9 protein-coding genes and 2 pseudogenes are annotated in these 13179 nt (G+C 38.3%); 2 read left to right on the plus strand and 9 right to left on the minus strand.

Going from position 1 to position 13179, the window contains the following annotated elements; genetic code table 11:
* Positions 1–84: 84 nt before the first annotated feature.
* The 3 genes from ACFSFW_RS20380 to ACFSFW_RS20390 form a co-directional block, all read right to left on the minus strand.
* Positions 85–1554, minus strand: coding sequence for an amidohydrolase family protein (locus ACFSFW_RS20380; RefSeq protein ID WP_388040914.1), 1470 nt, complete (start codon positions 1552–1554; stop codon positions 85–87).
* A complete protein-coding gene (locus tag ACFSFW_RS20385) occupies positions 1532–3064 on the minus strand; it encodes an amidohydrolase family protein (protein WP_388040917.1) in 1533 nt (510 codons plus the stop codon). The genes ACFSFW_RS20380 and ACFSFW_RS20385 overlap by 23 nt, the downstream gene beginning before the upstream one ends.
* A gap of 139 nt (positions 3065–3203) precedes the next feature.
* Positions 3204–4439 carry a Zn-dependent hydrolase gene (locus tag ACFSFW_RS20390; protein WP_388040920.1) on the minus strand — a complete coding sequence of 412 codons (1236 nt, stop codon included), beginning with the start codon at positions 4437–4439 and terminating at the stop codon, positions 3204–3206.
* Positions 4440–4645: 206 nt separating this feature from the next.
* Between ACFSFW_RS20390 and ACFSFW_RS20395 the strand changes: the two genes are divergently transcribed.
* Positions 4646–5515 (plus strand): alpha/beta hydrolase, encoded by an 870-nt coding sequence (locus ACFSFW_RS20395; RefSeq protein WP_388040921.1) that lies wholly within the window; start codon positions 4646–4648, stop codon positions 5513–5515.
* Between the two features lie 59 nt (positions 5516–5574).
* Here the strand turns inward: ACFSFW_RS20395 and ACFSFW_RS20400 are convergent, their stop codons facing one another.
* The 4 genes from ACFSFW_RS20400 to arcC all read right to left on the minus strand — a co-directional run bounded on the left by ACFSFW_RS20400 (position 5575) and on the right by arcC (position 10424).
* Complete coding sequence (locus tag ACFSFW_RS20400; protein WP_388040923.1) at positions 5575–6882, minus strand: purine/pyrimidine permease; 1308 nt, start codon at positions 6880–6882, stop codon at positions 5575–5577.
* A gap of 127 nt (positions 6883–7009) precedes the next feature.
* A complete protein-coding gene (locus tag ACFSFW_RS20405) occupies positions 7010–7465 on the minus strand; it encodes a nucleoside deaminase (RefSeq protein WP_388040926.1) in 456 nt (151 codons plus the stop codon).
* 114 nt (positions 7466–7579) lie between these two features.
* The gene (locus ACFSFW_RS20410) at positions 7580–9121 is read right to left on the minus strand and encodes a xanthine permease (RefSeq protein ID WP_388040929.1); all 1542 of its coding nucleotides are present in this window, start codon (positions 9119–9121) and stop codon (positions 7580–7582) included.
* 352 nt (positions 9122–9473) lie between these two features.
* The gene (gene arcC, locus ACFSFW_RS20415; RefSeq protein ID WP_388040930.1) at positions 9474–10424 is read right to left on the minus strand and encodes a carbamate kinase; all 951 of its coding nucleotides are present in this window, start codon (positions 10422–10424) and stop codon (positions 9474–9476) included.
* A gap of 32 nt (positions 10425–10456) precedes the next feature.
* Here arcC and ACFSFW_RS20420 point away from each other — a divergent pair.
* Positions 10457–10543: pseudogene (locus ACFSFW_RS20420) on the plus strand (hypothetical protein); the annotation flags it as partial.
* Here the strand turns inward: ACFSFW_RS20420 and ACFSFW_RS20425 are convergent.
* Together ACFSFW_RS20425 and ACFSFW_RS20430 are read right to left on the minus strand one after the other, a co-directional pair.
* Positions 10513–11631, minus strand: a pseudogene (locus ACFSFW_RS20425) (ankyrin repeat domain-containing protein); the annotation flags it as partial. The pseudogenes ACFSFW_RS20420 and ACFSFW_RS20425 overlap by 31 nt on opposite strands.
* A gap of 121 nt (positions 11632–11752) precedes the next feature.
* Positions 11753–13177, minus strand: a complete 1425-nt coding sequence (locus ACFSFW_RS20430; RefSeq protein ID WP_388040932.1) for a YlbE family protein — start codon at positions 13175–13177, stop codon at positions 11753–11755.
* Positions 13178–13179: the final 2 nt, after the last annotated feature.

Genomic DNA, 13179 nt, shown 5'->3' on the forward strand with positions numbered 1-13179 from the left:
TCAACTTGATATTTGAATGACAAAAGATTAGGGACTTCAAAGAAGCCCCCCATTTGTTATATATAAAATAATTTAAAACCAAGTTTAGATTGACTCAACTACCTTAAAAGATGATGATAGCAATTCACTTTCTTCTAAGTGCTGGTAATCTCTCTCTAGGTATCCCTTACGCATCTTATTAAAATATTGTTGACCCTTTTGTTTTACCTCTTCTAAATCTAATCCTGGTACTTTTTGGTCCTTCATAACGAGTCTTCCATTGATAATGGATAGTTTTACATCCCTACCCGAACCACTTATTATCATGGTCCGAATGGGATCATCAATAACACCCATATGGTAACCATCTAGGTCAATCGCAATAATATCTGCTTTCGCACCTATTGCCAAACGTCCAAGATCTTCCCTTCCAAGAAATTGTGCCCCTCCAATTGTTGCTGCACGAAAGAAATCAGCATATGTTGAATCCTCCACGTCCTTTTCAACATAACGAGATAACATACTTCCTGTACGAATATTTTGGAACATATCAGGTGGGAATGTGTCTGTGCCCAATGCTAAATTAATACCTGCCCTTTTATATTTTGCAAATGATTCCATTGCCGAACTATGCCTTCCTATTATTAATGGACAATGAATTACTGTTGTATTCGTTTCCCTTAATAGCGCAACATCATCACCGGTTCCGGCCTGCGCTTCACTATAGCCAGCAATAAAATGGGCATGCGGAATGCCCGTTTTCGGTCCTAAAAAGCCTAAGTCATACAAAAATCGAATGGGAGTTACACCATGGTTTTCAAGAATAGTATGATATTCAAAGCTACCTTGTGCAGCATGTAGCTTAATAGGTACTCCTAATTTATCACTATAGTACTTTGTTTGTTTAAGACTGTCTTTGGTTTGACATTCAATCCGTTCCGGTGCAAGCATCCCTCTAACCAAACCATTAAATGCTCCATCGAATTCTTCGACAAACTTCACTGCACGGTGGAGACCTTCTTTGCCAGCTTCCTCATCCCAATAGAGTTTTATATTCCCATCCGGCTGTACGACTCTAATACCAGATTGATAACTTGGGCCAAGGTAGATTCGTAGTCCTAAGTTACCGGCATGATTTGCTGCTGCAGCTAGTTCATCGTACGTTTCCGCCCATTTTTTATAAAAAACAGAAGTAATCGGCATCGCGGTTGTGATTCCATGAAGAATAAGTTGGGAATATGCATATTGGGATTTGAATGCTTCTTCCTCTGCTGTCATGACCTCATGATGCCCTTTTTTAACATATTCTTCTGACCATAGAAGATTTTTCTGCCTGCTGTTACTAGCTTCAATATGCAAAATATCATGGTCAATATCTCCCAATGCGTTTAAATCAATAAAACCTGGGCTAATGACCGCATTTCCCATATCAATTACATCATTGACCTCACCTCTATATTCTTTTCCTACATAAATTATGGTGTCATTTTCATAAACGACCTCTGCATGTTCTAAAATCACATGATCATGCCCATCGAATCCAATTACATATTTACCCTTTAATTTTGTTATCATTGGTTTCTCCTTTCGTTTCTGTAAACCTATAATCTTCCTTGTCAAACCGCTTCTCGTCTAAATAGCTCCGAGTGTGTCCCCAGAAATATTTTGTTGGCTGCATGTATTTTTCAAGCCCGGCACGCTTAATTGTTGAAAGAGCTTCTTCATTTGCATCAGCTAAAACTTCGCCTTCGTCAACTGTAGTAATTTCTCTATTTTCCATTAGCAGCTGTCCATCAACAAAGACATCAGCCACATCACTCCCAACTGCTTGATGTACCAATCGATGGACATGCAAAAACTCCGGGGTTAAGTGGGGCTGGTGCATGTTTACCGTAATAACATCAGCCTTTTTACCCACTTCAAGCGAGCCCAACTCATCATCCCAACCAATACATTTCGCTGCATCAATTGTCACCATTTCTAGTAATTTTCCGGGAGGTAAATAATACTCATCCTTTAGTGTAGCCTGGTGTATAAACTGGGTCTTTCTCATTGCCTGGAACATATCAAAACTAGTAGATGGGGATGTACCATCTGTGGAGATTGCAACTGTTGCCCCCAGCTCCATTAGTTCAATAATGGGGGTGCGAGCATGAATTTGAGTAAAACCTGGTGAGGCACTAACATTAGTACCAGTGTCGGCTAAAATTTTTGCTTCATCAAATGATATCCCCCGACAATGTTGAAGATGGACATCTGGCCCCAAAAGGGCATTCTCCCAATCCTTTACAGCCAAATGTATCATTCCACCAAATGCATCAGAATGAATCCTAGTATTATATTTTCTAGCAATCTCACGGATTTTTTTGGCTTGATACAAATCAAGTTCTGTTAGTTCATAAAGTTTGGAAGGCGGGGTTGGACCTGATGGCTCAATTGATGTGACAATTACGAACGGTGTAACAAACGCCCTAGTTCGATCTTCGTTCGCATGATGTAGCGCTTCAACTACCGCTTCCGCACCTTTTATCACTTCCTCATAACTGACTTCTTTAGTAATCCTTTTACCATCAACCCACCTACTAAAAAGGTGTGGCCAAGGCGGATTACAAGGTCCGGTACATACAACCTCACGAACACCAACTTCTGCATAAGCTCTAGCATGATTAATGGCGAATATTGGGTCGTCCGATCTTGGCATAGAGCCTATTACGGATGCCCCTGTTGTTATCCCTGCTTTTAATCGCTCTAGCGCTGAGAGTTTGCCTTCGTAGTACCAAAAATCATCTGTAACAAAATGTTTATAAGTATTAGTCATTATCGGCATCCACTGATCTATATTTTCCATCGCGATTGTTTTGAACATTGAGTGACCACCGTGCCCATGAACATCAATTAATCCAGGCAAAATACATTTGTGACTGCAGTCTATGACCTTGGCTGCTTCATACTTAGATTTTATGAATTCTGTTGTATCGATTTCTAGTATTCTGCCCTCATGAATGGCTATAGCACCATTCTGAATAATTCGTCGTTGTTTATCCATAGTGATGACAGTTCCATGAACCAATAAAAAATCAATCATCAGAACCCTCCTTACCACCCATATTACGAAGTGACATATAATTCACAATCCTTAGAATTATTATAGTAAAGAAGTAAAGTTTTTATTTTCAGAATCATTACAAAGTTTTAAAAAAAATCTACTAATTTTAGTAGATTTTTTACTTATTCATCGCATAATGAACAACGATCTCTTCAAGCACATCAATACCCGCGATAATATCTCCAATTTCCGTGTATTCATCTGGATGATGACTAAGTCCATCAACCGAAGGAACAAAAATCAAACCAGTAGGGCATAGCTTTGTCATGTTCATTGCATCATGCCCAGCGCCACTTGCCATTAATTGATAAGAGAGACCCTTTTTCTCACATATATTTTTCGTAACACCATATATCTCTTTAGAAAGTAATACTGGTTCTTCACTAATAATTTCCCTACTATTTATTTGGAGCTGTCTCTTTCTTTCTACTATATGGATAGTATTGTATAAATGGTCTAACACTCTCTGTCTTGATTCCACTGAAGTCGAACGAATATCAACCTTAATTTCCACTTCACCAGGTACTACATTCATTGCAGCGGAATGAACATCGACAACCCCAACAGTAGCGACAGTTCCATAATCTTGTTCCTGCATAGCTACTTTTTCGAGTTCCAATGCGATTTCGGAAGCACCTAAAAGAGCGTCCTTTCTCATATTCATCGGAGTCGTTCCTGAATGGGAAGCGGTACCTAAAATTTTGATAAACAATCGAACCGGAGCGGCTATTCCTGTGACAATACCAATCTTTTTACCATTGTTCAGTAATACCGGACCTTGCTCAACATGCAATTCAAGGAATGCTTTAATATCCTCATTTACCCTGCTCGCCTCATCTACACTATCAATATCAAGAGCACATAATGAAAGAGCATCTTCCATTGTGATTCCATCACGATCCTTCAAATATCTAAATTTTTCTTTATCGAATTGGCCAGTCATGGCCTTACTTCCTACAGTTGAAACACCAAATCTAGCCGATTCCTCACAGGCAAATGAAATAATTTCAATGGGGTGATCTGTTTCAACTCCTTGTATATTGAGGCGTTTCACGACTTCCAAAGCTGCTGTAACACCGACTACTCCGTCATATTTACCACCTTGGTAAACAGTATCCAAATGTGATCCTACTAACACTGGTGGAAGACCTTTAATTCTACCTTCTCTTCTGGCAATTACATTTCCACACTGATCCATGCGAATGTCTAATCCCTCCGCTTTGCACATTCTCATAAATGCATGCGTGCAGGTTTGTTCTTCATTTGTATATGCAATTCTAGTAATCCCTTTATCACCCGAGTTATATTGATTGATTTTATTAAAAAGTATCTGATATCTTTCAGTACTATTCATACAGATATCTCCCGTCTGTGTTATTCATGATTTTATCTTTATTATACAGACTTTCTATACTTAATATCTTCGTATAACCTCTCCAAATGAAAGTACTTTCTATTGGGCAAAATGTACAATGTATAACAACCAATGTTTTGATACACTTAATAATCGTTAAAATGTAAAATGTGTTTGATATACTTTATAGGATGTGATTGACAACAATGAAAAGCACTATCGTTTATAAACAAAATGATTCATATACTCTTAAGGCAGATATTTACGCGACCTCCAGACAAAACGCTCCAGTAGTTATTTACATTCATGGGGGAGGACTGCTTTGGGGTACTAGAGAAGAAATTTCAGAGGAAATGATACAACTCTACACTCAAAACGGATTTACGTTGATTTCTATTGAATATAGGCTAGCCCCTGAAACAAAATTACCAGGCATACTTGAGGATATACAAGATGCTATCCAGTGGGTGATATCTGAGGGTTCTAAATATTCATCCATTAATTCAGAACGAATAGCTGTAGTTGGAAGCTCTGCAGGTGGTTTTTTAGCACTTTGTACAGGAACTTTTAAAAACAAACCCAAAGCTATCGTTTCTTTCTACGGGTATGGAGATATTAGTGCAAAATGGGCAACAACTCCAAGCATATTCTACAGTCAAAAAGAAACTGTCCCAAAGGAAATTGCAAAAAAACTGATAACGAAACAAGTTATAACTGAGGGCTCTGTTGAAGATAGATTTCTCCTATATTTATATGCAAGACAAACGGGTGATTGGATTCGGGAAATAACAGGGCTTGACCCACAAATGAATCATGAAAAGATTGTTGATTTTTCCCCCATTCATAACATCACTGATGAGTATCCGCCTACTTTATTATTACATGGGACGAATGATGTCGATGTACCGTATGAACAATCTGCCTATATGAGGGCTGCCTTACTTAAAAAAGGGATAGAAACTAAGCTAATTACAATCGCTAACGGAGAACACGTGTTTGACAAGGATTTTCATAATCCTGTTGTGCAAAACGCATTCATGCAGGTGATTGAGTTTCTTCAAGGACACTTAGATTAAACTTGGAAGTTAGTTAGAATATGAAAAGGCTGCTGAACGTTTGACTCAGCAGCCTTTTTCTATAATTTATTCCCATTTTTTTCGAACCGACATTCATTTTTTAAAAGCTGTTCAAGGAAGATCGCCATAAATGTCGCTATTAATAACCCGTTTGATAAAATATTCTGCAATAGACTAGGAAAGCCGCTAAAGAAATCATCAGAAAGGATCATCGTGCAAATACCAGAAAGGACTGAAATACCGATAATTGTACGATTTCTTGTAGTTAATGACCTTTTTGTTAGTGATCGAAATGCAATCCCATACATTTCAATTAGCGTAGCTAATAGTGCCGCACTAGCAACCGGTAATGGAAGCGATGCTAGAAAGCCAACAATGCTCGGGAACAATGAAATTACTATCAATATCAAACAAGCAACAAGAAATGGTAAAATTCGATTTTGCTTTGTCAATTTCACAAAACCAGCAGTTGCTGGTAATGGAACAACTCCTATAGTCGAAAACATGGTCGCAAAAAGGTGAGAAATCCCTCCAGCCCATGTACTAGAACTAAGTCTTTGTTGAAATGATATTTTTTGGCTAGGTATAGCTTCTTCGGCTGAAGAAATAGCAGCAATTGTATTAGAGATTAATAGTAAGGTAAACAATAATGCAGTAAACATGATGCTTCTATTAAATTCAGGCAGTCCCCAGACAAATAATTTCGGTAGTTCTACCAAATCAGTTGTATTAGATAAGGATGGACCGTCTTTTCCCACAGCTGCAAATAGAAGCCAACCAAATAAAATCCCTACTAGGACTGCGTAGCTTTTTACCCACCCTTTCCCTTTGGTTGATAAAAAAACGATTAGTGCGAAGACCAACAAAGATAGTAAAAAGCTTAAAAGATCAAGTTGACTTCCACCATTATAGGATGACATGCCTTTCAAAAAGACACCACTTAATTGAATAGCTAATAGTAGAAGAAAAGTACCGGTTACAATGGGTGTAAAAAGAAAAAGGACATATCGGACCCACTTTGTAATTCCTAATATAAATAAAATCACGCCAGAAATAAAAAGGCCTGCCATCAAAATTTGTAAGATTTCCGTTATTGTTTTTCCTTGCTGTATCCCAACGCTTGCGTAAATGACAAAAATACTTACCCAAGACCCTGCAGGTCCATCAGCAATCGGGTAACGATGGCCAAATTTTGCTTGAATAAACGAACTAAGTCCTACGATAAAAAACACTCGTTGCATAAGTGAAGATGTTTCAGCACCTGAAAGTTGAAAAATATCCCCGACAACAATTGGGATTGCAATGGAATTAGCTAACAAGTAAATAAACCACTGAAATACACTTAACGATTTGTTCTCGGCTTTCATTAGATGTCAATTTCACCTCCATTAAGTGAAGTATTTTGTTGGAATCTATAAAAAAATAACAAAATCCGGCTCTAAAGTATAGGGCCGGATACTATCAATTTACAAAGATAGTAAATTAGATAATGAATTATTTTTCTTCATTTAACTTATGGAAATGCTCCCATAGATAATCGCAATCTTCTCTGTTTTCAACCTTAATCATGTTAACGATGCTATCGTCCTCACCTTTAAGGTATGCGCGAAGATGCTTGTCAGAAAAGCCATGCTTCGCTGCATCTTCATTTGTGCTGCAATAGTAAACCTTCTTAATACCAGCCCAGATAATGGCTCCCATACACATTGGGCATGGCTCGCAAGTTGCATAAATTTCGCAATCTGATAAGTCAAATGTATTTAATTTTTTTGTAACTTCACGAATAGCAACCATCTCTGCGTGTGCTGACAAATCAGTATCTTTCATCATTGTATTTCCAACAGCAGCAATTACTTCACCGTTACGAACGATTGTTGATCCAAATGGGCCACCGTGTTTCTTATTCATGCCTTCAATTGTGGCATCTACAGCAAGTTTCATATAATCCATTTTAAACGCCTCCTAGTAATCTAGTTTATTCGTTCCACTGTTGGTAAGGGCTTTTTTAATCGTCCCTACGTAAAGAGCTAGGACTCAGACATCTCAATATGAAGTCGTTCCACTTTACTCTGTAACAGGTCCAATATTTTCTTTCTTATTTACATAGAGTTTATAGGCTAAGAATAATGCAATTAGCAGATAACCCCAGACGAAAGGCATTGCGGTTGCTTGTGCAATTCCAACTGTGGTTGTATGAATTGCACCAATGAAAGTTAAAGCAGCTCCCAGCACTGCAGCAATGATACCTCCAATAGGTGTGTTTCTAATTGCAAAAATAGCGATACAACCCCAGATCACACTACTAATTGGTGCACCGTTACCTAGAGCAACTAAACCATCATAGAAAAGACCAGCATTGTTTAGGGCAAGAGAAGTAACTTGACCTGCGCCTTCCCCAGCAGATGTACCAGCTGCTGAAAGTGCATTATTTACAGCGACAAGTGCCCAGTTAGCAACCCATGGGAAGAAACATACAAAGATTGCCGGAGCTTCAAATTTTGGACTTTCTTTGACAACTTGATGCCCAGTTACAATCGCAATAAATACTAGCATCGGAACGATAGCAGCAATTGGAACAACCGCTAGCAATAGACCCATTAGACTTAAAATCGAGAATAAGAATATGGCAGCCGAGCTTGCAATGGAATATCCTAAACCTGCTCCAACTTCTTTCCAACCAGCGTGACCTACATAAACAGTTACTGGGAATGGGTTACCACAAAGGTTACCTATCACAGTAGCAATACCGTTTGTGAGCATAACATCACGAGTATTGTACTCATCTCCGCTTACAGCAGCAGCTTCAACGTTTTCCAGATTAAAAATGAAGTTTGCTAACCCTAGTGGTATAGCTGTTAATAAATAGGGTAAAGCCGCATCAATATGATCGACAAGCCCATCTAAATGCAACATAGGAGGATTAAAACCAAATGATTTTAAAGCTTCAGTTACATCAGCAGGATTTTGATATCCAGCAATCCAAGCAATAGCAGTTCCGACTAAGATTAATAATAAGCCCGTGGGTACCTTCTTAAATATTGGATGTTTACTTAACCAATTCATGAAGATAATGATTAATGCAACGAATGCCACGATAGGCATTTCAAAAGATTGTAGCATTGGGTTCATACCTAAGAATACAAATGCCAAACCTGCAAGAGCTGCTAACAAAACTGTTCTTGGGACGATTTTTCTAATCGTTTCACCTATGAAAGCACCTAAAAATAAGATCGAAGCCTCAACAAAGCCCCAAATCACAGCGACTGTTGTTGTGAAAGCAGCATCCTGTGTTTGATGATAGAGAGGAAGCATAATTACAAATACGATAAGAAAAATACCAGGCGAACTAGAACCTGACGGTAGTGCGGTAACATCACTTCTACCTGTTTTTTTAGCTAGTTTATAGGCAAAATAAGCAAAAATAACACCAGAAATCAATACAGCAAAACCAAATCCAGGAACAATTCGTTTAAAAACAAACTCACTTGGCATACCAACTACACCAATTAATAAAGAAATCATTACCAAAAAGTCGGTTAAAACATTAGTAAATAAACCGAAGGAAGCAGCGATGTCTCCCTTTTTCCAAAACTTTATGTTTTCCATGATTTACACTCCTTGCTTTTTTAGTAAAAAGCGTGTTTAAATTTTTGCCACAAGCGAGGATCTACGTCACTTTGTTAGCGTTTTCAAGTACCACCTGTATTTTAGAGAAAATACAGTTCTTCCATTGAATTAATTAATTCAAAATGCATAATGCCTGTCTACTTTATGACCATCCAATTGAATGATTTCAATTGGATGACAGCTATTTGCATTACAAGTTTAGTTTAAACAAATTGCACAAAACCGTCATCGTATAGCAAACCCAAAAAACCTTAACTCGCTTTAGGCATGTTATACAAAGGATTTTGTATAATTTTTGTCATCCACTTAATTTCCGTTTCTTTGTTACGGATTACTTTACGATATGAGTACCCGCTTTTTCATTGATCGCATCTTTCAAGCTTTCAGGATCTGTGATAATAACTCTTGAACCGTTTTTCTCAATGAAGCTTAAGCTTGCTTCAATTTTTGGAAGCATACTCCCAGCAGGGAAGTGGCCTTCTTTCACGTATTGTTTTGTTTCTTCTACTGTAATCTTTTCAAGAGCTTTTTGATTAGGCTTACCAAAATTAATACAAACTCTTGATACACCTGTTGTAATGATTAACGTTTCAGCGTTTACCTGTTCAGCTAAAAGACTGGTCGCGAAGTCCTTGTCGATAACAGCATCAATACCTTCGTATGTGTTTTCACCTGTTTTTATAACTGGGATTCCGCCGCCACCAACAGCAATCACAATAAATCCAGCATCGATTAATGACTTAATTGCCTCTTTTTCAACGATATTAATTGGTTTTGGAGATGGAACCACTCTACGGTACCCACGGCCTGAATCCTCAATGAAAGTCCAGTCAGGATGTGACTTTTTCATTTCTTCTGCTTGCTCCAATGTAAAGAAAGATCCTACTGGTTTTGTTGGGTCTTTAAAGTTTGGATCATCTTTGCTGACTTCAATTTGAGTGATAACGGTAGCCACTTTTTTATTAATGCCCCTTTTTGCGAGTTCATTAGTTAAAGCCTGCTGAATTTGATAACCAATTCCGCCTTGTGTATCAGCTACACAGTTAACAAGCGGCATATCAGGCATGCCAGCTACTTCATTTGCAATTTCAGAGCGTCTTAAGCTAAATCCAACTTGCGGGCCGTTTCCATGAGTAACAACAACTTTAAAGCCTTCTTCTATCATATCTGTAATATTTACCACTGTTTCTTTTACTGCTTCATATTGATCTTGAACCGAATCACGGCCATTTTCTTTCACAAGTGCATTGCCCCCAATGGCAACAATAACTACTTCACTCATTTGAGTACCTCCACTTTCAATGTTTGTTATGCTTGCTGCTCTTTGCCAATAATTCAAGAGACTGTTCCTTGTGCAAATGGTATAAAGGATTTTCTGGATCATTTGCTATTGCATTTTCGATTGCTTCAATCGCTTCTTCATGTTTACCTAATGATCTTAAGCTGTTAGCTTTATGAAAAGAAAAATCATATCGATGAGGTTGAAGAGCAAGAAGTTTATCCATTTCCACAACAGCTTCTTCATGTCTGCCTAATTCTCTTAAATAATTGGATTTATGATAACGATAGAACGTTTCATTTGGATTTAATTCACAAGCTTTATCGTACTCATGAACAGCCTTTTCTGGTTTTTTCCATAATCGGTAGCAGTTCGCTGTATAGAAATAAAAATCGAGATCACTAGGATCTAAAGCCAAAGCTTTCTTATATTCTAGTTGGGCTTCATCATATTTCTTTAACTCCTGAAGGAAAAAACCTTTGTAATAAATAAAGTCAAGATTATTACTATCTATTTCTAATGCGCTATTAATCTCAGCAATTGCTTCTACATATTGATCGTTTTTAGCCAATGCTTTAGCATTCACAATTGTTTCATTTGTTTCGTAATATTCTTTTTTTAGAATTTGAAGAACCCTATCCTGTTTTAGCTCTTCAGCATGCTGAAGTGCAGACTTGCCATCTCTATCCGGTTGGTTCACATCTGCTCCTGCATCAACGAGGGTTTGTATGATATCCGAGTATAAGCGACCACCATTACCTAAAATTACTGCTTCTAAAAGCGCTGACCAACCTAAATCGTTTACATGATTCACGGGTACACCAGCATCAATACAAACCTGAACGGTCTTTAAATAGCCTTTTTCACTAGATGGTAATAAGGCAGTACCACCAAAGCGGTTAACACTCTTAAGATCTGCTCCCCCCGAAATCATTAATCGAGTAATTTCATAAAAACCATTTGCAGCTGAGCAAATAAATGGAGTTAATTGGGTAATATCTCTTGTGTTCACATCACTTCCTGCTTCGATCAGCAATTTAGCAACTTCTACCTGATTTTTTTGTGTTGCAACCATTAAAGCTGTACGGCCATCAGAATCTTTATAATCAACACTTGCTCCACCTTTTAATAGTGCTTCAATAGCTGCTAAATCTCCTATTTCACTTGCATGTAAAAGTTCTTTGTTTAAGGATTGATTTTCCACTATCATTCTCTCCTTTTATCACCATGCCGGCATTTTTACGCATCTAAAAAGGGGTCAGAATCCCATCCAATGATTATAGGCGGAGTCTGACCCTTTTGTTGTTTGAGTCATTCTTTACTGCATTGTACTATTGAATATTTTCAGCTAATGCAAGCATCGCTTTTTCGAACGCTTCAACAGGTGGATTTACAATCCCTGCGCCGATCATACCAATTCCCGGATCTTTATGAGCAATTGCTGTATTGATGATTGGTAGAATGCCTGTTGAAATAACTTTACGAACATCGATACCTGTTGGTACACCCATGAAGTCTAATAATGGGATGGTTACGTTTGGATTTTCATCTGTTGTAATTTCTTTCATCTGTGTTGAAAAGCCAATCGCCTCTTCAACAGTTCCTCCCACTAGGGCAACAATTGCAGGTGCAGCAGCCATTGCAAAACCGCCGATACCGTAGGTTTCAGTGATTGCACTATCACCAATGTCAAGACCAGAGTCTTCCGGCTTATATCCCGCAAACATTGGACCGATAACTTGTTGTGCTGGACCTGTGAACCAAGTGTTTCCAGCCATTCCGCTCACACGGATACCGAATTCAACTCCATTACGTGCCATTGTCGTTACAATCGTACTGTTCTCAATTCCATGTGCAGCATCAAGTGCACATTTGCTCATCGCCATCCAAGTAGGGCCAGAGAAGTAGTCACTACTTGCGATGAATTCAAATACTTCACGCTTTTGCTCTGTTGTATAATCGGTTTGAATAATGTAAGGAGTTAAAGCCTGAACGAGCAGAGTCGTACCTGCCACGTTACGGTTATGGCACTCATCACCCATGTGGAGTGCTTGTGCAAGCATTAGACGAAGGTCAATTCCATCTGAATTTAACTTCATGGCATCCCTTAACATTGGGCCGAATACATCGCGCATCCAAATCAAACGCTTAATAACACTTTCATCGTTCGCACCCATACGAAGGATTTTAGCTAATTGTTCACTTAAGTTTGTGTAAGCAATGTTTCCATACGTTTTGTTTTCAACAATGTGCATGAACATAGATGCAGATGTTACACCTGCCATTGAACCAACACAGTTGTGCTCGTGGCAAGGTTTAAAAGTGATTTCTCCAGATGCAGCAAGTTTCTCTGCTTCCTCAATATCTTTTGCTAAACCTTCAAATACAAGTGCTCCTGTCACAGCACCTTTCATTGGGCCATTCATTTTATCCCAAGTAATTGGAGGACCAGCATGAAGAATCGTTGTTTTCGTCATGCCTGGTACACAATTGATTGCTTGCTCATAGCCAATTAATACCGGTTGGGAGTTAATAATTCTTTCTACTGCTAATTTATTAGCCGCCTCAATCTTAGCCATAATTGCCGGATCTTCAAGTTTATCTAGAGCTGCAATTAGTTCCGGATTACCGCGTCCTGGAGGAGTCCACTCTAAATGAGTTACCTCTGCATTTTGATCTAGCATATCTTCTTTAAATGACTCAATTCCCATGTTGATTACACTAAGCTTATTAAAAAGTTCGTTAATTTTACTCATGG

Origin of the sequence: Ferdinandcohnia salidurans (assembly GCF_042680725.1) — a bacterium.
GTDB lineage: Bacteria > Bacillota > Bacilli > Bacillales > Bacillaceae_L > Ferdinandcohnia > Ferdinandcohnia salidurans.

Bases quoted from the DNA above. Each gene is read 5' to 3' on its own strand.
- ACFSFW_RS20380 (WP_388040914.1), bottom strand. From the start codon at position 1,554: ATGATAACAAAATTAAAGGGTAAATATGTAATTGGATTCGATGGGCAT.
- ACFSFW_RS20385 (WP_388040917.1), bottom strand. From the start codon at position 3,064: ATGATTGATTTTTTATTGGTTCATGGAACTGTCATCACTATGGATAAA.
- ACFSFW_RS20390 (WP_388040920.1), bottom strand. From the start codon at position 4,439: ATGAATAGTACTGAAAGATATCAGATACTTTTTAATAAAATCAATCAA.
- ACFSFW_RS20395 (WP_388040921.1), top strand. From the start codon at position 4,646: ATGAAAAGCACTATCGTTTATAAACAAAATGATTCATATACTCTTAAG.
- ACFSFW_RS20400 (WP_388040923.1), bottom strand. From the start codon at position 6,882: ATGAAAGCCGAGAACAAATCGTTAAGTGTATTTCAGTGGTTTATTTAC.
- ACFSFW_RS20405 (WP_388040926.1), bottom strand. From the start codon at position 7,465: ATGGATTATATGAAACTTGCTGTAGATGCCACAATTGAAGGCATGAAT.
- ACFSFW_RS20410 (WP_388040929.1), bottom strand. From the start codon at position 9,121: ATGGAAAACATAAAGTTTTGGAAAAAGGGAGACATCGCTGCTTCCTTC.
- arcC (WP_388040930.1), bottom strand. From the start codon at position 10,424: ATGAGTGAAGTAGTTATTGTTGCCATTGGGGGCAATGCACTTGTGAAA.
- ACFSFW_RS20430 (WP_388040932.1), bottom strand. From the start codon at position 13,177: ATGAGTAAAATTAACGAACTTTTTAATAAGCTTAGTGTAATCAACATG.